Source organism: Ruegeria sp. Alg231-54, assembly GCF_900143525.1.
Lineage (GTDB): Bacteria > Pseudomonadota > Alphaproteobacteria > Rhodobacterales > Rhodobacteraceae > Ruegeria.
In genome coordinates this window covers 195,315-214,524 of sequence record NZ_FREZ01000005.1, presented here as the reverse complement: position 1 = coordinate 214,524, position 19,210 = coordinate 195,315, and the positions used below count along the sequence as shown (strand labels likewise).

Annotated in this window: 21 protein-coding genes; 9 read left to right on the top strand and 12 right to left on the bottom strand. The window is 57.1% G+C overall.

The genetic code is table 11. The features are described from left to right. Positions 1-35: 35 nt before the first annotated feature. From DHN12_RS11690 to DHN12_RS11675, 3 genes are all read right to left on the bottom strand, one after another. On the bottom strand, positions 36-728 hold the full coding sequence (locus DHN12_RS11690; protein WP_108860354.1) for a hypothetical protein: 693 nt from the start codon (positions 726-728) through the stop codon (positions 36-38). A gap of 191 nt (positions 729-919) precedes the next feature. Next, a complete protein-coding gene (locus DHN12_RS11685; protein ID WP_108860437.1) occupies positions 920-2,146 on the bottom strand; it encodes a DNA-packaging protein in 1,227 nt (408 codons plus the stop codon). 642 nt (positions 2,147-2,788) lie between these two features. After that, the gene (locus DHN12_RS11675) at positions 2,789-3,829 is read right to left on the bottom strand and encodes a linear amide C-N hydrolase (protein ID WP_108860353.1); all 1,041 of its coding nucleotides are present in this window, start codon (positions 3,827-3,829) and stop codon (positions 2,789-2,791) included. 446 nt (positions 3,830-4,275) lie between these two features. Here DHN12_RS11675 and DHN12_RS11665 point away from each other — a divergent pair, with 446 nt between their 5' ends. Then, positions 4,276-5,532 (top strand): DEAD/DEAH box helicase, encoded by a 1,257-nt coding sequence (locus DHN12_RS11665; RefSeq protein ID WP_108860351.1) that lies wholly within the window; start codon positions 4,276-4,278, stop codon positions 5,530-5,532. 41 nt (positions 5,533-5,573) lie between these two features. Here the strand turns inward: DHN12_RS11665 and mltG are convergent, their stop codons facing one another. The 7 genes from mltG to fabD form a co-directional block, all read right to left on the bottom strand. Further along, positions 5,574-6,734: an endolytic transglycosylase MltG gene (gene mltG, locus DHN12_RS11660; RefSeq protein WP_108860350.1), complete on the bottom strand. Its 1,161-nt coding sequence runs from the start codon at positions 6,732-6,734 to the stop codon at positions 5,574-5,576. Then, positions 6,735-8,000, bottom strand: coding sequence for a beta-ketoacyl-ACP synthase II (gene fabF, locus DHN12_RS11655; RefSeq protein WP_108860349.1), 1,266 nt, complete (start codon positions 7,998-8,000; stop codon positions 6,735-6,737). It lies immediately after the preceding gene. Between the two features lie 192 nt (positions 8,001-8,192). After that, entirely contained in the window at positions 8,193-8,936 is a 744-nt protein-coding gene (locus DHN12_RS11650) for a HisA/HisF-related TIM barrel protein (protein WP_108860348.1), read from the bottom strand. A gap of 123 nt (positions 8,937-9,059) precedes the next feature. Next, the gene (locus DHN12_RS11645) at positions 9,060-9,599 is read right to left on the bottom strand and encodes a GNAT family N-acetyltransferase (RefSeq protein ID WP_108860347.1); all 540 of its coding nucleotides are present in this window, start codon (positions 9,597-9,599) and stop codon (positions 9,060-9,062) included. Between the two features lie 139 nt (positions 9,600-9,738). After that, a complete protein-coding gene (locus DHN12_RS11640) occupies positions 9,739-9,972 on the bottom strand; it encodes an acyl carrier protein (protein WP_005982462.1) in 234 nt (77 codons plus the stop codon). 209 nt (positions 9,973-10,181) lie between these two features. After that, positions 10,182-10,919: a 3-oxoacyl-[acyl-carrier-protein] reductase gene (gene fabG, locus DHN12_RS11635; protein ID WP_108860346.1), complete on the bottom strand. Its 738-nt coding sequence runs from the start codon at positions 10,917-10,919 to the stop codon at positions 10,182-10,184. A gap of 42 nt (positions 10,920-10,961) precedes the next feature. Then, positions 10,962-11,900 (bottom strand): ACP S-malonyltransferase, encoded by a 939-nt coding sequence (gene fabD / locus DHN12_RS11630; protein ID WP_108860345.1) that lies wholly within the window; start codon positions 11,898-11,900, stop codon positions 10,962-10,964. 161 nt (positions 11,901-12,061) lie between these two features. Between fabD and DHN12_RS11625 the strand changes: the two genes are divergently transcribed. Then, positions 12,062-13,288 (top strand): cytochrome b/b6 domain-containing protein, encoded by a 1,227-nt coding sequence (locus DHN12_RS11625; RefSeq protein WP_108860344.1) that lies wholly within the window; start codon positions 12,062-12,064, stop codon positions 13,286-13,288. 71 nt (positions 13,289-13,359) lie between these two features. Here the strand turns inward: DHN12_RS11625 and DHN12_RS11620 are convergent, their stop codons facing one another. Further along, positions 13,360-13,932 (bottom strand): YceI family protein, encoded by a 573-nt coding sequence (locus DHN12_RS11620; RefSeq protein WP_108860343.1) that lies wholly within the window; start codon positions 13,930-13,932, stop codon positions 13,360-13,362. A gap of 128 nt (positions 13,933-14,060) precedes the next feature. Then, positions 14,061-14,579 (bottom strand): hypothetical protein, encoded by a 519-nt coding sequence (locus tag DHN12_RS11615; protein ID WP_108860342.1) that lies wholly within the window; start codon positions 14,577-14,579, stop codon positions 14,061-14,063. A gap of 284 nt (positions 14,580-14,863) precedes the next feature. Here DHN12_RS11615 and rpsF point away from each other — a divergent pair, with 284 nt between their 5' ends. The 7 genes from rpsF to DHN12_RS11580 all read left to right on the top strand — a co-directional run bounded on the left by rpsF (position 14,864) and on the right by DHN12_RS11580 (position 19,210). After that, a complete protein-coding gene (gene rpsF, locus DHN12_RS11610) occupies positions 14,864-15,217 on the top strand; it encodes a 30S ribosomal protein S6 (RefSeq protein WP_082637099.1) in 354 nt (117 codons plus the stop codon). Between the two features lie 27 nt (positions 15,218-15,244). Beyond that, positions 15,245-15,472, top strand: a complete 228-nt coding sequence (gene rpsR / locus DHN12_RS11605) for a 30S ribosomal protein S18 (protein WP_005982441.1) — start codon at positions 15,245-15,247, stop codon at positions 15,470-15,472. 12 nt (positions 15,473-15,484) lie between these two features. After that, on the top strand, positions 15,485-16,105 hold the full coding sequence (gene rplI / locus DHN12_RS11600) for a 50S ribosomal protein L9 (RefSeq protein ID WP_108860341.1): 621 nt from the start codon (positions 15,485-15,487) through the stop codon (positions 16,103-16,105). Between the two features lie 240 nt (positions 16,106-16,345). Then, positions 16,346-16,702, top strand: coding sequence for a hypothetical protein (locus DHN12_RS11595; protein ID WP_108860340.1), 357 nt, complete (start codon positions 16,346-16,348; stop codon positions 16,700-16,702). Between the two features lie 154 nt (positions 16,703-16,856). Further along, positions 16,857-17,345, top strand: a complete 489-nt coding sequence (locus DHN12_RS11590; RefSeq protein ID WP_108860339.1) for a lytic transglycosylase domain-containing protein — start codon at positions 16,857-16,859, stop codon at positions 17,343-17,345. A gap of 214 nt (positions 17,346-17,559) precedes the next feature. Continuing rightward, positions 17,560-18,261 carry a LuxR family transcriptional regulator gene (locus DHN12_RS11585; RefSeq protein WP_058274014.1) on the top strand — a complete coding sequence of 234 codons (702 nt, stop codon included), beginning with the start codon at positions 17,560-17,562 and terminating at the stop codon, positions 18,259-18,261. Between the two features lie 97 nt (positions 18,262-18,358). Then, complete coding sequence (locus DHN12_RS11580; protein ID WP_108860436.1) at positions 18,359-19,210, top strand: acyl-homoserine-lactone synthase; 852 nt, start codon at positions 18,359-18,361, stop codon at positions 19,208-19,210.

Sequence of the window (19,210 nt, the reverse complement as noted above, 5' to 3'; positions counted from 1 at the left end):
GGGGCGTACGGGGGGTGGGCAACGGGTTGCGACGTTCAGTGTTGGGAATTACTGGATTCACTCTCGAGCCGCCAGCCGCGCAATAGATTTAGCAAACGGCCTTCAAGTTCTTCGGCGTCTTCGGGGGCGATGGATGGGGATTTGATTGCGTAGTTGAGTTGTCCAAGCTCAGTGTCAGTTGCAACGCGGCACTTTTCCCCATCGCTATATGTGTTACACGAAACTTCACGTTTCCGGCTGAGTTCACGATAAAACGGAGAACTCGTGTGTCGGATACTAAAACCCGTACGTTCGCACTTTTTGTCATCCGGTCTACGGCCCCCGCCAAAATCATGGGCACAGTACACCACCCGCAATCCACCTCCCGGCGGTCCATAGTCCAAACCTACGGCGTATGAACGCGGCACCCTGTATCCTTCGCTTCCGATATGCTGGAACCTCCAAGGTTCGTCTTTGACCACATAATAGCCGACTAGCAGCACCATTGCTCCGCTTACAAAGATTACTAGCGGCGCAAAAACAAACCTTTCGGTAAAACCGAACAAGACTGACGTCATGAGCAGCGAGGCAATTACTGCGCAAGCTTTCGCAACGAAGAACTTATAGGCTAGACCAAAGTTATTGGCGTCATCGTGGAAGTCCCACATCGCGTGGCCGAGGAAATAGATGGCGAGAACAAAGTAAAGTATGCCCGAACCAATCGCCAGCAGAGTCAATTTCTTCTTCACGGGTGCCTCGACGGAATTTGCATGAGAGGGCTACAAGTTTTTGGTTCAATTCGATTGTGAGCATTAAAACCCAAGATAGCTAAGCAAACTCAAATTGCAGGCTGTTTAAACGCAAAAAAATCACCCTACAGTTGAAGAAATCCTAGCGGTCCTAAAGCGACCTCAAAAGTATGGATTTCAAGCCCTTGCCTTCACAACGCCCTTACCCTCGGCCGCCGATACGCCCCCGCAGGCCCCACAACCAACTCATGCAGCGCCCAGACCAGCGCGTCGACCCGGTCGGACGAGCCCTGCCCCTCGAACCCGCGCGCGGTCATCTGGCACATCTGCTCCTCCAGCGCGTCCAGCCCGGCCACATGGCTGACCCGCCCCTGCTCGTACAACGCCGCCACGGGCTCGGCCCGTGCCACCTTGCCGCGCGACGCCCGCACCGCGCGATAAGGCACCAGAGGGTCCACCTGTCGCACAACCTCTTCCACCAGTTGCCCGCCCTGATTGACCTCAGCCACCAGCCGTTCCGCCCCGAACTCGTCCATCGCGTCAATCGCCGCCTGCGCCCAGCCCGCCGGGCCAACGCCCTGCACCGTCCGGTCGGCCAGCAAATAGGCGCGCCACTCCTCGGGCGGCCCTTGCACTTGTGCGCCCACGACAACGATCCCGCAGGCATCCGCATTCGACCCAGCAGTCACCGCTGGGTCCAGCGCCACTACTATACGGTCCAAATCAGGTACATTCTCAACTCGCGCCGCGTCCAGCATCGCCCCGGTCCACAACGCCCCCTCGGCATCCGACAACAGCACCCCGTCCAACTCCTGCCGCCCCAGCCGCGTGCCCGCATAGCGCGCCCGCACTTCGGCCAGAAACGAGTCCGCCAGGTTAGCCCGGTTCGCCTCAGTCGGCGCATGGGTTTGCACGGTGGACGGAGATGCCAGCAATTCCTTCAAGACCTTCACATTCCTAGGCGTGGTCGTCACACAGACCCGAGGCCGCTCACCCAAGCGCAGCGCAAATTGCAGCATATCCCAGGTCTCGCCAGCCTTCTTCCACTTGGCCAGCTCATCCACCCAGGCCGCATCGAACTGAGGCCCCCTCAGCCCTTCGGGATCATGCGCCGAAAACGCTTGCGCCTCGGCCCCGTTGGGCCAGACCAGTTTCCGTTCGGACGCCTTCCAAACAGGTCGCCGATCCGGCGGCGAACACTGTAAAATCCCGCTATCGCCAAAGATCATCACATCGCGCACCTGATCAAAGGTCTCACCCACCAACGCCACACGACGCGCCTCGCCGCGATCCAAGGGCAAAGACCCCTCGACCACCTGTCGCAACCATTCGGCCCCGGCCCGCGTCTTACCAGCCCCACGCCCCCCCATGATGACCCAAGACCGCCAGTCGCCTTCGGGCGGCAACTGATGCGGCAGCGCCCAGAACTCGAACAGGAAAGGGAGGGCGCACAGCCCCCCCTCCCCGATCTCACTCAGAAATCTGTCCCGAACCGCAGCAGGCGCGGAGGCGAGCCAGCCTGCACCCAATCTCAAATCGAGCGCTCTCAAGGTCGAGCGCATATCCCCCTTGGGCAATTCCGGCTTGTCTGTGATGTTGTTCGACAAAGCTTGTCTCCACTTTCTGACAACTTCGGATCAGCCCCTCTAACTGCCCGAGTTGCTTGGCTGAACCAGCAAGATCTGCATCCTCCCCGGCACCGATCTGCCTGCGCAGTTCTTCCGCTGCTTGGCGCAGATCGCGAATGGATCTCTCAAGCGACTGCAACAAATCAGCCGTCTGGGACATCCGCTCTTCCGGGGTAATCAAAGTCATGTGTGCCTGTGACCTCATGCGTGAGTGATCTCCGCACGAGAGAAACGAAAAACGGCCACCGGGTCGCCCCGGGGCCGTCGCCCACCTCTTCTAGCATGACACAACTTATACGCGAGAAAGTCCGCAAAGTCAATGCGTTGCGCAACAACGGCGCAACGGGTAACGTGCGCTGATAGTTAAGAGACCTTTACTGATAGGGCCATGTGGCAGACGGGCGTCAGTGGTTGAGCTCCGTGATTACAACGTTACGTACCGCCGAGAAAAAGAAATGGCTCGGAGGGTTCAAAGCTGGCCGAAACCTCGCCCGCAAGGATGGGCTTTTCGCCAAGTTCCAGTTTCAGGGTAGAAGCCCCATCGGAGAGATCAAGATTTTCGATATCCACCCAAAACAATGTTGGGCTGAACACGCTCTCATAGTAGTAACGACCCAGCTCATGATCAGCGACCGTACGCCAGGTTGTTGATGCGATGTTTGGGCGCTCCGGGTCCGTCACACCAAATGGTACGGAAATTGATCGCACAAGAGAGAACACCGCTGCCGTCGCATCGTTTTTGTCTTCGAACGAGAGAACGGCATTCAGATTCCAACTCAACCGCGCAAACCGGTCGGAAGACCGATGGGTTCCGGGCAAAAACGAAAGACCGTTAACTTCACCCCAATAAGTGGTGATAGCGAGTTGTTCGTTAAAAGTAGGAGAGTTCGTCATGACAGTAAATTCGCGGCCATGGTGGATAACCAACTCGCCATCGAGATACTCGAATATTGCACTGTCACCAGACGCATCAGAAAGCGCAATATGCCCCCCTGCCTCATGTCCGCTGGGCAACATCGGCGCTACAATCACAAATGGCTCTTGCTCCATAGCTGCAACGGCTTCTTCACCTGTTGCAAGGTTATCCAGAAAATACTGCAACCACCCTCCAACAGAAATGAGAGGTTTGTCTCCGGCATTTTCCGTCCCGTAATCCGCTTCGGCAAGATAGAGAGCATTGCCGACCAGCCCGCCATCATTCATGCCGTCAACAGTTGCTCCGTCATAGATCGTTGCCACGACAGAACCGTATTTGGATGTCCATTCGACCGAATTCTCTCCGGCACCACCGTCACGGTCCATGCCCCGCGGGAAGGCCCAAATATCTGTTGAAGTATCTTCGAACCAGTCAAGCGTCCTCCCCGTGAGGAAGGATCCGTCTGCCGTTTCATAGACGATCCTAGAGCGTGCAATTGCTGAAGACGCGGCTAGAACCACGGTCAAAGTGGAAGCTACAAGTATTTTCACGCACATTTATGGATTCCTTTTTTGGTAATACACAAAAAATCATCTCCCCTAAGGATCGGATATTTACCGATGTTATGAAAGCCAAGAAGCACCTCGCGATTTTAAAGCCCGGCCGGACAAGGTTTTTCTATTTGAACAATCCGTTCTCTGACGGCCGCAGCAGGTACATGTTCCCACTTCGCAATTCATGCCTTGACAATTGTTAACAAAACTAGCATGTGCCACCTTAAGACAGCGCTGACGCGTGAGCATTGACGGTCGCAGCAGACCCCACAGCGCATCACTACTTCTCCTAGTTCCCATTCACGCAGGGTTCTTGACGCGACGCCAGATGGCGCAGGGTTCGCCTGCACGTCCCGAGGTTTAGCGGAAACCCTGCCGGTCACGCGCTGCGTGGCCAGACACGTCTTGTCCGTACGGCTATCGCCTTGCGGATTACAAAGGATAGTTATTTGTTCGACTTCGACATGCTGGGTCTTGCACCAGCCCTCAACGATGCACTGAAACGTGCCAATTTCTCACAACCGACCCCTATTCAGAACCAGGCCATCCCGCTGGCGCTGAACGGTCACGACATCCTGGGCCTGGCGCAGACCGGCACCGGTAAGACGCTGGCCTTCGGGCTGCCGCTGATCGACCACTTGTTGGCGCAGTCCGGCAAGCCCGCGCCCAAAACCGCCAAGGCGCTGATCCTTGCCCCCACCCGCGAGCTGGTCAACCAGATCGCGGATAGCCTGCGCAACCTGACCGACAAGACCAAGCTGCGCGTGGCCACCGTCGTCGGTGGCCAGTCGATCGGCAGACAGATTTCGTTCCTGTCGCGCGGCACCGACATTCTGGTCGCCACGCCCGGGCGTTTGATCGACCTGATGGAACGTGGTGCTGTTGACCTCGGCTCGGTGCGACATCTTGTACTGGATGAGGCCGACCAGATGCTGGACATGGGTTTTATCCACGCCCTGCGCAAAATCGCACCCAAGCTGGGCACGCCGCGTCAAACCATGCTGTTTTCGGCCACTATGCCGAAGCAGATGGAGGAACTCAGCCAATCCTATCTGACCAACCCACAGCGGGTGCAGGTCTCGCCTCCAGGTAAAGCGGCTGACAAGATCACGCAGTCTGTGCATTTCGTCGATAGGGCCGGCAAACCGCGGAAACTCCGCGAAATTCTGTCCGCTGACATGGAAGCTCTGACCTTGGTGTTTTCCCGTACCAAACACGGTGCCGAGAAACTGATGAAAGGCCTTGTGGCCGATGGTTTCAACGCGGCCTCAATCCACGGCAACAAAAGCCAGGGACAACGCGACCGCGCAATCAAGGCGTTCCGGGCCGGAGAGATCAACGTATTGGTCGCGACCGACGTGGCCGCGCGTGGCATCGACATTCCAGGTGTTGCCTATGTGATCAACTATGACCTGCCCGAGGTGCCCGACAACTATGTCCACCGTATCGGGCGCACAGCCCGTGCTGGTCGCGAAGGTGAAGCAATCGCATTTTGCTCACCGGACGAGGTGGATCAGCTGCGCCAGATTCAGAAGCTGATGAAGATCGAAATTCCGGTCGCCAGCGGCACCATGCCCGAATTTTCCGAACCCAAGAAAACCCGCAATCGCGGAGGGTTCCGGGGACGAAAACCGCAGGGGGCAAATTCGACATCGAAGCCCGCGTTTTCGAAACGTCGTCGTCCACGCGGACGTCCCGCCGCATGACAAAAAGAAAAAAGGCCGCGTTTTTCGACGCGGCCTTTTTCTTAGTTGCTTGAGCTGTTTCTCTCTGCCTCAATCTCACGCCACTTGGCGACGTTCCGATTGTGTTCCTGCAAGGTTTCCGCGAATGCGTGCCCCCCGGTGCCATCCGCAACAAAGAAGACAAAGTTGGTCTCTTCCGGGGCAACGGCAGCCTCAAGGCTGGCCAGACCTGGGTTGGCAATGGGTGTCGGCGGCAAACCGTCTATCACATAAGTATTCCAAGGCGTTGCACGGCGCAGCTCACTGCGACGCAGACCGCGCCCCAGCGTGCCTTGACCCTTGGTGACGCCATAGATGACCGTCGGGTCAGTCTGCAGCTTCATGCCTTGCTCAAGCCGGTTCACAAAGACGCTTGCGACCTGCCCGCGTTCATTGGGAACACCGGTTTCCTTTTCGATGATCGACGCAAGGATCAGCATTTCCTCTGGGCTGCTGATGGGAAGGTCGCCTTGGCGGTTCTCCCACACTGCGTTGATGCGCAATTGTTGCTTGTCTTGCATCGCCTGCAGAACGGCCGTCCGGTCATCACCCAGTGCCAAATCATAGCTGTCAGGCGCCAACATCCCTTCGGCCGGGATCTCGGCAATCTCACCTGTCAGCGGTTCAATCGCCTGCAAGCCTTGCGCCACCTGCCAAGAGGTCACGCCCTCGGCAACGGACACACGGTATCGGGTATCGGCCTCTTCGCGCTTCTGACCGTATTCGGCAGGAATTTCCTCGTCGGTCACATCAAACGATGCGATCTCGACAAATTCCAGCGTTGCCGGGTCCAACTCGCGTACCCGGGTCTGGATGCGCGTGACACCGATACGGTATTCAATCTCGGACCCGCAGGTGCTGGCACCGCTGCTGGTGATCTCATCGATGATCTGCTCCATCGACGCACCTTCGCGCACCAGAAAGCTACCGGCTTTCAGTTGCTGCGATTTATCCGTGTAGTCCGCCGCCATGCGAAAGATCATGGCGCTGCTGATGGCTCCGTCATCTTCAAGCTCTTGGCTGACACGGGTCATATTCGACCCGCTTCTGACCTGCAGGCACATGGCGGATTCCAGCGGACCCTCGGCCTTGTATTGCGACTGCCCCCACACAACCAGCCCGCCCATTAGGAACAAGCCTACAATCAGCAGAGTCAGCGCGTTCGAAGCAAGAGCCCGCAACATTTAGCTGACCTTTCCGAAGATCACGCTGGCATTGGTGCCGCCAAAGCCGAACGAATTCGACAACGCCACATTGATCTCACGCTCACGCTTGGCGTTGGGTGCCAGATCAATCGGAGTTTCAACGGCTGGGTTATCCAGATTGATCGTCGGCGGAGCCACCTGATCACGGATCGCCAGGATCGAGAAAATAGCCTCGATAGCGCCCGCCGCACCCAAAAGGTGACCGGTGGCCGATTTGGTCGAGGTCATGGTAGCCTTGCTGGCGTGATCACCTAACAGGCGCTCAACTGCGCCCAGTTCGATCGTATCCGCCATGGTCGATGTGCCATGCGCGTTGATATAGTCCAGATCCGAAGGCTCCAAACCGGCGCTGCGCAATGCGGCCTTCATGGAACGCTCAGCGCCATCACCATCCTCGGACGGTGCAGTGATGTGATAAGCGTCGCCGGACATGCCGTAACCCAGTACTTCGGCATAGATCTTCGCACCGCGCGCATTGGCGTGCTCGTATTCTTCCAGAACCACGATGCCTGCGCCCTCGCCCATGACAAAGCCGTCACGATCCACGTCATATGGGCGGCTGGCTTTCTTCGGATCGTCGGCATATTTGGTCGACAGCGCCTTGCACGCGTTAAAGCCAGCGATACCGATCTCGCAGATGCAGCCTTCGCCGCCACCAGCAACCATGACTTCCGCGTCGCCTGCGCGAATGATGCGGCTGGCGTCGCCGATTGCATGCGCACCTGTCGAACAAGCCGTCACGACCGAGTGGTTGGGGCCCTTGAACCCGTGGCGGATCGAAACCTGACCGGACGCCAGATTGATCAGTGCGCCTGGGATAAAGAACGGCGATACACGGCGCGGACCTTTGTCGCGGATCAGGTTCGCCGTTTCAGCAATAGAGCCCAGCCCGCCGATACCCGATCCGATCAGGACACCTGTACGCAGGCGGTCCTCTTCATCCTCGGGCAGCCAGTTTGCATCCTGACAAGCCATGTCAGCGGCAGCGATCGAATACAGGATAAAGTCTTCGATCTTGCGTTGCTCTTTTGGCGACAACCAATCGTTGGGATTGAATGTCCCTTCAGTTCCATCGCCGCGCGGAACTTCGCAGGCATAGGTCGTGGTGACACCGCTTGCTTCGGCATCAAATTTCGTGATCGGGCCCGCGCCGGATTCCCCATCCAACAGCCGCGACCAAGATTTCTCGACCCCGCTGGCCAAAGGAGTGACCAATCCCAGACCGGTTACAACGACTCTGCGCATGAAATGCCTCTTGCCTGCTTCCTATTTGAGAACCGCTCATACCCCGGCCCGGGGTCCGGGGGCAAGAGCAACGGCACATTCCCACCCGGCACCATTTCGCCGGACGGTCCGTCTGTGCGGCTTGTACCAAAACAAATTGCCCCGGCCCTTTCACGGAATTGAAAGGCCGGGGCAATGACGTGCAAGACAGGATTACTGGAATTCAGCGACCGGCTCGTGGGCCTGCTCGGCCACGTTAAGCGCGTCTGCCAAGTCAATCGTTTTGCGGAACAAAGCCCGCCCAACCAATGCGCCCGAGATGTTGTGCACATAGGCCAGACGCGAGATGTCATCTGATGTCCGAACGACACCGCTGGCAATAACCGGCGTGCGTGACAGCTGTGCAAGACCCGAGATCAGACCCAACTGCGCATCGACGTCTTCGATGTCGCTGTCAATATCGGTCACCAGAATCGCCGCAAAGGGCGTGCCCTCGAACGCTTGAATAAACGCTTCGGGCGTAAACGCACTCTGACTGCGCCAGCCTTCAGTCATGACCTGACCTTGCCAGACATCCACGGCCAGAACGATCTGGTCCGGATAAAGCTTGGCCAGTTCTTTGACCAGATTCGGATCCCAAGCCGCCAGTGTGCCAATCACGATCCGTCCCGCGCCTTTGTCGATCCAGTACTCGACCTGTTCCCGTGTCCGCATTCCGCCGGCCAGTTGCACCGACATCTCGGACGTGCGGATAATTTCCTCGACCAATTCGGCGTTAGTATCGCGGCCTTCGATCGCATCGAAATCCGTCAGGTGCATCCACATGGCACCGGCTGCAGACCAGCTGCGTGCCGTGTCCGCCGGATTCACATGCCAGATCATCGCGTCGTCCAGACGGCCTTTGTCCAGTGTTACACACCGGCCGTTCTGCAATTCCATCGTGGGGTAAATCCTCATGAGCATTCTCCTCCGCTCAATCGCTCTGCAATTCCAGAGTACCATACACGCGGAAGATCGGTCCGTTATTACCAGGATCGGCAAACTACGGCCGGTTTGCGGCATTCAGGAAGTCTCAAATTGTCAGTGTCGCGGCGGCGGTCCGTTGCGACGCATAAGCGTGACGTCGCTGCCGTTGAACGCACATTCGCGCATCGGGGTATAGCCCAGCTTGCCCGCCAGATTGCGCGAGACCGAGTTCGCCGAATTCACCATCGCGACCAACGGACCGGGCATGATCCGGTCAAACCAATCATGCGCGGCTTGTGCCGCCTCCAGCCCCAATCCCTGTCCCTGTGCCTCGGGGACCAGAATCCATCCGGCCTCCGGGAAACTGTCGAAATCCTCGCCAATCGAACGGTTACCGTAAAAGAACCCCGCCTGACCGACCATCTGGCGATTCGACTGCTGGACCACGGCCCATTGCCCGAAACCGGCCATTTGCCAGTGCCCGGCATTTCGAAGGAATGAATCCCAAGCCTCTCCGCGCGACCGTGGCTCGCCGCCGATGTGTCGCACGATGCATGGGTTGCGCCAAATCTCAGCGAACCGGTTGAAATCTTCTGGCCGCATGGCGCACAGCGTCAAACGGGCCGTATTGATCATAGGGGTGGATCGTATCATGCCCTGCCCGCTTTGAATTATGTGCCTCGGGCAAAAGGTTGCGAACGAATACGGCACCTTGCAAGGCAGAATTGAACAAGGCACAAAAAAACGGCGCCTCCGTTGCCCGGAAGCGCCGCTTTTTGATTATTTCGAAGCTTTAGGAAGCTTCTGAGATGAATTTGACGGCGTCGCCAAATGTCTGGATGGTCTCGGCTGCGTCATCGGGGATTTCGATGCCGAACTCTTCTTCGAAGGCCATAACCAGCTCAACAGTGTCCAGGCTGTCTGCGCCAAGATCGTCGATGAAGGACGCGTTTTCGGTCACTTTGTCTTCTTCAACACCCAGGTGCTCAACAACGATCTTTTTAACGCGATCTGCGACGTCGCTCATGTCTATTCCTCATTCCGTTTTCAGGGCCTAGTGCCCGGTTCTGCCCTTGCCCGCTCAGGCTGGCTTTGATTTGCCCGGTGCGGGCGGTTGGGTCCCGGATGACCGGGAAAGTAGAAGGCCGACCATTTGGTCGACCCCAGCATTTATGCGCCGCCTATAGCATAGACAACGCGCGAGGCAAACGCTTTCGCACCTGCCCCTGTCCGCGCTCACAACATGGCCATACCGCCGTTAACATGCAAGGTGGTTCCGGTAACATATCCGGCTTCGGGGCTGGCAAGATACAGAACAGCCGCCCCAATTTCCGATGCATCACCCATGCGACCAGCCGGAACCTGCCCCAAAATGCCCGATTTCTGATCGTCGGTCAGCTTGTCGGTCATGGCCGTGGTGATAAAGCCCGGAGCAACTGCATTTGCTGTGATCCCGCGGCTGGCAACCTCATAGGCCAGGGATTTGGTCATGCCTACCATACCTGCCTTGGACGCTGCATAGTTTGCCTGACCGGGGTTCCCGGTGGCACCGACGACGGATGAGATGTTGATGATCCGACCCCAGCGCGCCTTCATCATACCCCGCAGCACGCCTTTGCACAGCTTGGCGGTCGAGGTCATGTTCACGTCGATCACGCTCTGCCATTCGTCATCCGACATACGCATGAACAGGTTGTCCCGGGTAATCCCAGCGTTGTTGACCAAGATATCAACCGACCCCATCGCCTCCGCCGCCTGCTTTGGCAGTGCGGAAACAGCTTCGCCGTCGCTCAGGTTACATGGCAGGACATGCGCCCGCTCACCCAATTCGGCGGCCAATGCCTCGAGGGGTTCCACGCGTGTGCCGGACAACGCAACCGTAGCCCCCGCACCGTGCAGCACGCGCGCAATCTCGCCGCCAATCCCGCCGGACGCACCGGTGATCAACGCATTCTTACCTGTCAAATCAAACATTCGATCTTCCCTTTGCAGCGCAACTTGCGTCGCACGTTGTTCTTATGATTCGCTCTTAACCACATTCTGCACGTCGTCCGGCGTGCCAACAGCCTTACCGGCAATCGCACGGTCGATCTTGCGGATCATGCCCGACAACGCCTTGCCTGCGCCGATCTCCCATGTCTCGGTCACGCCTTGCGCCGCCATATACAGCACGCTTTCGCGCCAGCGCACAGAACCGGTTATCTGCTCGACCAGCAACGGACGGATCAGGTCCGGATCGCTGACGGCCTCAGCGCGCACATTGGCGACCAGCGGAACCGCCGGGGCTTTGATCTTAACCGCGGCCAACGCCTCGGCCATCACATCGGCAGCCGGCTGCATCAGCGCGCAATGGAACGGAGCACTCACGGGCAGCATCACGGCGCGCTTGGCACCTTTTTCCTTGGCAATCTCAGCCGCGCGTTCCACGGCGGCCTTCGCGCCCGAAACAACAACTTGTGTGGGGTCATTGTCATTCGCCGCCTGACAGACCTCGCCCTGCGCAGCCTCTTCTGCAACGGCGCGAACGGCCTCGAGATCCAGTCCCAAAATGGCGGCCATTGCCCCCTCACCCACGGGAACCGCGCTTTGCATGGCCTGGCCACGCGTCCGCAACAGGCGCGCTGTGTCCGCAACCGAAAGTGAGCCGGCAGCCGCCAAGGCCGAGTATTCGCCCAGCGAATGCCCGGCGACAAATGCCGCACCCGTCACGGCAACGCCTTCGGCCTCCAACGCGCGCATTGTAGCAATCGAGGTCGCCATCAGCGCAGGCTGCGCATTCTGCGTCAGCGTCAGTTCGGCAATGTCACCTTCCCAGATTAGGTCGCTCAGCTTTTCACCCAGCGCTTCGTCGACCTCGTCGAAAACAGCCTGAGAAGCCGGATAGGCCTCGGCCAGTGCTTTACCCATACCGATAGTTTGGGCGCCCTGCCCCGGGAAAACGAACGCGCGTGTCATTGCAGCCTCTTGGATGACGTTAGGTTGCGATGGGGTGTAAACCGAGTGAACGAGCGGCACAAGCTCTGCATCCTGACACGCAATCTGTGCGTCAGAGGCTATTGTGTCCGACTTCGCTATACTTAGGGTGGCCATAGTAAACAGTCCGGAGGCCGCACCCTATGTCCCTTGCCAACACCGCCCAACGCTATGGTGGCATTTCCAAAACTTTTCACTGGCTTACGGCCCTGCTTATTCTGACGGCGCTCCCGATTGGTTGGTTTGCAAATCAACTGGCACACGCGATTGAAGATCCCGCCATCTCGACGACACCGGAACAACTGCAGCAAGCTGCCCAGTTATTCTCATTTCACAAAACCATCGGTGTCACGGTCTTTTTTGTGGCCCTTGCCCGTATCTTGTGGGCGATCAGTCAGCCCAAGCCCGGCCTGCTGAACGCTGAAAACAAGCCCGAGGCATTTGCCGCGGAAACCGTGCACTGGCTGCTTTACGGCTCACTTGTTCTGGTGCCCCTGACCGGTTGGATCCACCATGCGGCCACCGAAGGGTTCGCGCCGATCCTTTGGCCGTTTGGGCAGAACCTGCCATTTGTGCCAAAATCCCCCGCACTGGCCGAAGTGACCGGAGGTCTGCACAAGGTTCTGATGTTGGTGCTGGTAGGTGCGTTGTTGCTCCACATCGTCGGCGCGCTCAAGCATCACGTGATTGACAAAGACAGCACTCTGCGCCGCATGCTGCCCGGACGGGTCGAGCTGCCGGAACTGCCGGACCAATGGCACTCTCCAGCCCCCGCCGCCGCAGCAATCGTCATCTGGGCCGCCGCGCTTGGCGTTGGGTGGTTCGACGGAGCCTACTCGGCACATCCGACCGGTGATCATGCATCTGCCGAATTGGAGGCGGTGCAATCCGACTGGCAGGTGCAGGAAGGTTCGCTGGCGATCACGATTACCCAGCTCGGCAGCCCTGTCAGCGGTGCATTTTCCGACTGGACCGCTGCAATCACATTCGACGATCCGGCGGAACCCGGCCCGGCCGGAACTGTCGATGTGACAATCGCCATCGGCTCATTGTCCCTGGGCACCGTGACACAGCAGGCCCTAGGGTCGGATTTCTTTGACAGCGCTCAGTTCCCAACCGCAAATTTCGCCGCAGATCTATTCAAAACCGATTTGGCCTATGAGGCACGCGGCACATTGACCATTCGGGATAAAAGCGTGGGCGTCGTCCTGCCATTCGAGCTGGATCTGCAGGACGGGACTGCCATGATGCAGGGTGAGCTAGAGTTGAACCGTATGAACTATGACGTCGGTACGTCACAGCCCACCGAAGCCTCGCTGGCCTTTGCCGTCAAAGTAGCCGTTGAACTGACGGCTACCAAAGCTGAGTAGTAGAGAGCCGAACAAAAAAACCCGCCGGGGCCTGACGGTCCCGGCGGGTTCTATTTGTCTATTAGGCAGGCCTATTCGGCTTTCTGTGCTTCCACCGAAATGCGAATCTCGACCTCATCGCTTACAAACGGTGCGAACTGGCCCAGGTCAAACTCGCTGCGGACCAGTGTGGTGGTGGCATCAAATCCGGCCCAGGGCTTGCCCGCCATCGGATGCTCGCCAACCTGGTTCAGCTTGGCGTCCAGAACGACCGACTTGGTCACGCCGTTCATGGTCAGATCGCCGGTGATGTTCGCAGTGTTTTCACCGGTGACTTCGATACCGGTCGAGGTGAACGAAATCAGGTCACCCTCGGCGACACCAAAGAAGTCTTCGGTCATGAAGTGATCTTCGCGCGGCTTCCAGCCGGTGATCATTTCGACCACAGGCATCGACACGCTCACGCTGGAATCTGCCGGGTTTTCCTGATCGAACATGATCTCGCCTTCAAAGCCCGAGAACATGCCAGTCGTGGTGGAAAAACCAAGGTGGTTATAGTTGAAGACAACCTGGCTGTGGCTGGGGTCCAAAACGTATTTCTCGGCGCTTGCAAACGCCGAGGTCGCCGATACGGCCAGTGCAGCAGCAAGAAGGGTGGATTTCATGACTATCTCCAAAAATGTTGTGAGTGCAAACCAGTTGGAATGCTCAACAACAAAAATGTGCCGCCCTTGGGCGGCACACAAGACTTATTCTCTAACAATTTCTGTTCCTAAATGAACAGAAGTGAAAATCAGGCGAAGATCGTTACACTTCCGCTCAATTGGCCTTTCAGCGCTCGGCCAACATCCGCCGATTGTAGCGGCAACTTCATCAGCAGGCTGCCGTCCACATCATAGAGTTCGACCTGATCATCATCGAACCGTGCACCACCCAAGGTGTCATAGCTGCGGCGCAGTACTGTCTGAGGACGCCCGTTTTCATTCTTTTGCAGCACGCGTACTTCGCGGCGGATCGGATCAAAATAGGCATCGGGGCGCGCATCAAGCACCTGAATGGTCAGCAGGCTGACGCCGATCAGTAAGAATGTCAGCGACGCAGCCAGTTTGATCGGCCAAACTTCGGTTGCCATCACCGCGCCAGACATCAGCCACATGGAAAACGCGACAACGATCAACAACGCCCCCGCGATGCGTGCCAGAACGGTGCGTGCCCTCCAGTTCGGCGCAAATGCGATAAGAACTGGAACCGATTGATCATAAGTCGTGCTGGTCGCAGACTTCTCGAAGGTATTCGTGTTCATCGCGGTCATTTCTCTGTACCCTAGTTCACGTTGCCGTCTTTGGTTCGGTCTGTCCGGTTAGTTCCCGGTATGCAAAACAACTTTGAGCCGAAAAGCGTCAGGAATTGGGCAGCGCAAAGGAAATAGCGCGACTTCACCAAGGCATGTGTGACGGCCCTTGCCCCCCGACGCGAATGGTGTATATGGGGCCATCCTTCGCAAGAGTTATGAATCGCGCAGCCTCTCGTGGCAGGGTCGCGAAGGACGAACCGGCCCCGCCTTTGAAATGCGCCTTGATAGAAACAGGAGTGCACATGCCACTGTATGAGCATGTAATGATCGCGCGTCAGGACCTGTCCAACGCGCAGGCAGAAAGCCTCGTCGAACATTTCGGCACCGTTCTGGCTGACAACGGCGGCAACGTCGTCGAAAGCGAGTACTGGGGCGTCAAGACGATGGCCTACAAGATCAACAAGAACCGCAAGGGTCACTATTCCTTCCTGAAGACCGACGCCCCAGCTGGCGCCGTTCAGGAAATGGAGCGCCTGATGCGCCTGCATGACGACGTTATGCGCGTTCTGACCATCAAGGTCGACGAGCACAACGAGGGCCCTTCGGTCCAGATGCAGAAGCGCGACGAGCGCGAAGGCCGCCGCGAGCGCCGCTGATCAACGCCTGACGAAAGGACATATACCATGGCCGCAAAACCATTTTTCCGCCGCCGCAAGGTCTGCCCGTTCTCGGGCGACAACGCGCCGAAGATCGATTACAAAGACACACGTCTGCTGCAGCGCTACATCTCTGAGCGTGGCAAGATCGTTCCCTCGCGCATCACCGCCGTTTCGGCGAAAAAGCAGCGTGAACTGGCCCGTGCTATCAAGCGCGCCCGCTTCCTCGCCCTGCTGCCCTACGCTGTGAAGTAAGGAGAGACTGATATGCAAGTTATCCTGCTGGAACGCGTTGCGAAACTGGGTCAGATGGGCGACGTCGTTGACGTCAAGCCTGGCTACGCCCGCAACTTTCTGTTGCCCCAAGGCAAAGCGCTGAGCGCTTCGAACGCCAACATTGCGTCGTTCGAATCCCAAAAAGCGCAGCTTGAGGCGCGCAACCTGGAAACCAAGAAAGAAGCTGAATCTCTGGCTGAAAAGCTGGACTGTCAGCAATTCATCGTGATCCGCTCGGCATCGGATGCTGGTGCTCTGTACGGTTCGGTCACCCCGCGTGACGCCGCAGATGCCGCAACCGAGGCTGGCTTCACCGTCGACAAAAAGCAGATTGCTCTGATCGCTCCGATCAAAGAGCTTGGCCTGCACTCGCTGGCGGTCAAGCTGCACCCCGAGGTCGAAGTCAAGATCCAAATGAACGTTGCCCGTTCGCAAGAAGAAGCCGAACTGCAGGCTTCGGGCAAGTCGATCCAGGAACTGGCTGCCGAAGAAGAGGCCGCCGCTGAATTCGAAATCGCCGAACTGTTCGACGATATCGGTTCCGCAGCTTCCGACGATGACGATTTGGTTGCCGAAGAGGCCCCGGCTGAGGAAGACGAAGCCAAAGCCTGATCCGGCTGCCTTTGAAAGATTGATTGGCCGCGCCGAAGGGCGCGGCCTTTTTTTGTGTTCGAACCCCAGACCGTGACAAAGAGTGACGTCAGGCACGACCAGGAATTTGGATTGAAATTATGCTATCCTACGGTCACGCGGCCCCTGCCGCCCCAGCCGCATTTTTTTTGAAGTTCATTTTATTAGCAATTTGCGTGATCGCACATCTGGGCGGATCGCGATCCGACAGGAGAAACCACTATGGCATCCTTGTGCAACTACATCGTCGTGAATGATGGCTCTTTTTCTTTAAACGCCGGTGAAAGCCAGACCTTCAGCGACCCGATCCCTTCCAACCTGATCATCGGAACCAACCGCGCGAAGCCTATCCTTGCCTTCAAAGCCTGGGCAACGCCGTCCGGAGGGGCTTTTCAGATCGAAATTAACGACACCTTCGTTTATAGCCCGTCCATATCGGGCGGCGACATTCGGGGATTATGGGAGGCCTTTCCCGGAACCGTCCTGAACCCGGGGATCAACAACACCGTTCAGTTTCGCGCGACAGAGAACAAGATCTGGTTTGCCGATATCATTATGTGGTTCCAGGTCGAAATTTAACGACGCGCCTTTCCGACCTGATAATTACGGAACACTCTGGTACCAAGTTATGACGCAACGAGACCCGGCATAAATCAGCGCGCGGGCTGGCTGTCTGCTTGCGGTTGCGTTCGGCGGGACTATCATGCGCCCAACCCCCATCCGGAGACTACACATGCCCCACTACACGCGCCGCGCCCTACTTGTTGCATTACTCGGCGCACCTGCCTTGGCTGCCTGCGGCGGCCTGGATGGCAAGCAGAGCTCTCGCAATGCCCCTTTTGATCCACCGCTATTCCCCAACGAGACCCCTGAATTGCGCGCATCAATCAACAAGTGGGCTGACCATTATGAATTGCCACGCGAGCTGTTGCACAAGCTCGCTATAAGGGAAAGCACGCACCGGCCATGGGCCGTCAACAGCCCCTATTACGGGTTACTGCAGATCCTGCCCGCGACAGCGCGATCCATGGGGTACAAAGGCAACGCTAAGGGTTTGTTGGATGCAGACACCAATCTGGAGTTCGCCGGAAAATACCTGCGTGGGGCGTGGCTCTTGTCAGATGGCGACCAGAAGCGGGCTATCTTCCTTTATGCCAAAGGTTACTACCCCGAGGCGAAGGCCGCCGGGATGCTGGTTGAAACGGGCCTAAGGTCAGAGTGACGTTGGGTAAGGATATAGCGTGTCATTAGCGTAAAGGTTGCAATAATGACTTATGCAATCGCTAAGGTATTCTGTTGCCATAACCACGCATTATGCTTAAGCGATATGTATAATTAGCTTGCGTCAGGCACCACAGTTGACGCAACGTATTCGGTGAAATGGACAGATTTGGCATGTCTTTGGGGAAAGATTTGCCGCCGCAAAGGTTGGACAGGTGAAACTTATAGACTTGGCCGCGATCGACCACGAGGAAAAGTCGGCAGCCGACATAATTAATGCTGTCTGCGATGAATTGGGCTTCGATTACGCGTCTTATGCCACTTTTAACCCTGTAAAGGGTGACGTTCAGGGATATGCCAACTACCCGGACGAATGGAAGATTCACTATGGCAGCCAAGGCTTCCACCATTTCGACCCGACCTTGTATCAATCTGCTCTCAGCATCGCTCCGGTAGACTGGGGCAGATTTAATCACGACGAAAAGTTCCATTCGGTTTTTCGGGATGCACATGATTTTGGTATTACTTCCCGTGGCTTAACCGTTCCGGTACGTGGCCCATACGGGGAATGTGGCCTGCTGAATGTGACCCGCAATTGCTCGGATTCCGAGTGGGCAAAGCTGAAGAAACATGTGATGGGGGACCTGCAGATGGCCGCAGTTACAGCGCATGATACCGTGATGCAGTCTGGCCTGCTGGCCAAAGCGCTGTATTTACCAGCTCTTTCGACGCGAGAGAAAGAGATCCTGCAGTGGGTTGCGGATGGAAAATCGCAGCAGGACATCGGTGATATCCTGTCGATTTCACACCGAACCGTTGAAGTTCACATGCGATCCGGGCGTGAAAAAATGGGCGCTTTGACAACACCGCAAGCCATTGGAAGAGCTATTGGATTGGGCCTAATTGCCCCAGGATAATCAAAAAAGATCAAAAAATACGGGAAACCCCCAATAGTCTTAGCTCAAATCTTAGTTAACGTCATCCTTACGGTAACCAGACTGTAGGGGGATGGAAATGATCATCGTAATTGATGGTATCAACCAGTATAAGTTTAAGCATGTCTTGGACGAGATGTACAAACTGCGCGCGCGCGTTTTTGGCGACCGCCTTGGTTGGGATGTAAATATCGTTGATGGGCGCGAACGCGACCATTTCGATGACCTTCATCCAGCACATGTAGTTAGCATCGACGACGAGGGGGACGTTGTTGGGTGCATGAGACTACTGCAAACGACCGGGCCACACATGCTGTCCGACGTTTTTCATTCAATCCTGGACGGCGAACCGCCGATCCGCAGCGCGCAGGTCTGGGAAGCAACCCGGTTTTGCGTCGACACCAAAAAGCTTGGGCGAGGACGTGGGAAAAACTCGGTATCCTATGTCACCAGCGAGATCATGATCGGCTCGTTCGAATATGCCAAGATGGCCGGCGTATTGGACTCGATTGCCGTGATTGACCCTGTAATGAACCGCGTCCTGCAACGATCCGGCAACGCGCCTTACGACTATCTTGGAACTGCCAAGCCAATGGGCAAGGTTGTGGCCATGGCCGCCCTTATGGACTGTTCGGATGAACGGATCGCTGGAATTCGGGATTACGCCGACATTGAACACGATGTCTTCCTGACCGAAGAACAGGCCCTGGAGCTGTTTGAAGGCGCAAAGGCCAAGCAAAGTGCCGCAAACTACGACCACCAGCCGCTGACTCAGTTGGAAAAGTACTTTGTTGAACAGATGAGTTCGGCAGCATCGAAAACCGAAGTCGAGTCTGTCCTGAAGCTGGCCGAGGCGCTTTCAGACCGCTTTACGCCAGAGCAGAAGACCGCTCTGTTAAGAACCCCCCGTGCTTTTGCTCATGAGGCCTAA

Excerpts from the sequence above, each read along its gene's own strand:
- DHN12_RS11590 (WP_108860339.1), top strand. The coding sequence starts at position 16,857 with ATGCCCCACTACACGCGCCGCGCCCTACTTGTTGCATTACTCGGCGCA.
- DHN12_RS11645 (WP_108860347.1), bottom strand. The coding sequence starts at position 9,599 with ATGATACGATCCACCCCTATGATCAATACGGCCCGTTTGACGCTGTGC.
- rpsR (WP_005982441.1), top strand. The coding sequence starts at position 15,245 with ATGGCCGCAAAACCATTTTTCCGCCGCCGCAAGGTCTGCCCGTTCTCG.
- DHN12_RS11625 (WP_108860344.1), top strand. The coding sequence starts at position 12,062 with ATGTCCCTTGCCAACACCGCCCAACGCTATGGTGGCATTTCCAAAACT.
- DHN12_RS11595 (WP_108860340.1), top strand. The coding sequence starts at position 16,346 with ATGGCATCCTTGTGCAACTACATCGTCGTGAATGATGGCTCTTTTTCT.
- DHN12_RS11615 (WP_108860342.1), bottom strand. The coding sequence starts at position 14,579 with ATGACCGCGATGAACACGAATACCTTCGAGAAGTCTGCGACCAGCACG.
- DHN12_RS11640 (WP_005982462.1), bottom strand. The coding sequence starts at position 9,972 with ATGAGCGACGTCGCAGATCGCGTTAAAAAGATCGTTGTTGAGCACCTG.
- fabG (WP_108860346.1), bottom strand. The coding sequence starts at position 10,919 with ATGTTTGATTTGACAGGTAAGAATGCGTTGATCACCGGTGCGTCCGGC.
- fabF (WP_108860349.1), bottom strand. The coding sequence starts at position 8,000 with ATGCGCAGAGTCGTTGTAACCGGTCTGGGATTGGTCACTCCTTTGGCC.
- DHN12_RS11580 (WP_108860436.1), top strand. The coding sequence starts at position 18,359 with ATGATCATCGTAATTGATGGTATCAACCAGTATAAGTTTAAGCATGTC.
- rplI (WP_108860341.1), top strand. The coding sequence starts at position 15,485 with ATGCAAGTTATCCTGCTGGAACGCGTTGCGAAACTGGGTCAGATGGGC.
- DHN12_RS11650 (WP_108860348.1), bottom strand. The coding sequence starts at position 8,936 with ATGAGGATTTACCCCACGATGGAATTGCAGAACGGCCGGTGTGTAACA.
- rpsF (WP_082637099.1), top strand. The coding sequence starts at position 14,864 with ATGCCACTGTATGAGCATGTAATGATCGCGCGTCAGGACCTGTCCAAC.
- DHN12_RS11620 (WP_108860343.1), bottom strand. The coding sequence starts at position 13,932 with ATGAAATCCACCCTTCTTGCTGCTGCACTGGCCGTATCGGCGACCTCG.
- DHN12_RS11675 (WP_108860353.1), bottom strand. The coding sequence starts at position 3,829 with ATGTGCGTGAAAATACTTGTAGCTTCCACTTTGACCGTGGTTCTAGCC.
- fabD (WP_108860345.1), bottom strand. The coding sequence starts at position 11,900 with ATGACACGCGCGTTCGTTTTCCCGGGGCAGGGCGCCCAAACTATCGGT.
- mltG (WP_108860350.1), bottom strand. The coding sequence starts at position 6,734 with ATGTTGCGGGCTCTTGCTTCGAACGCGCTGACTCTGCTGATTGTAGGC.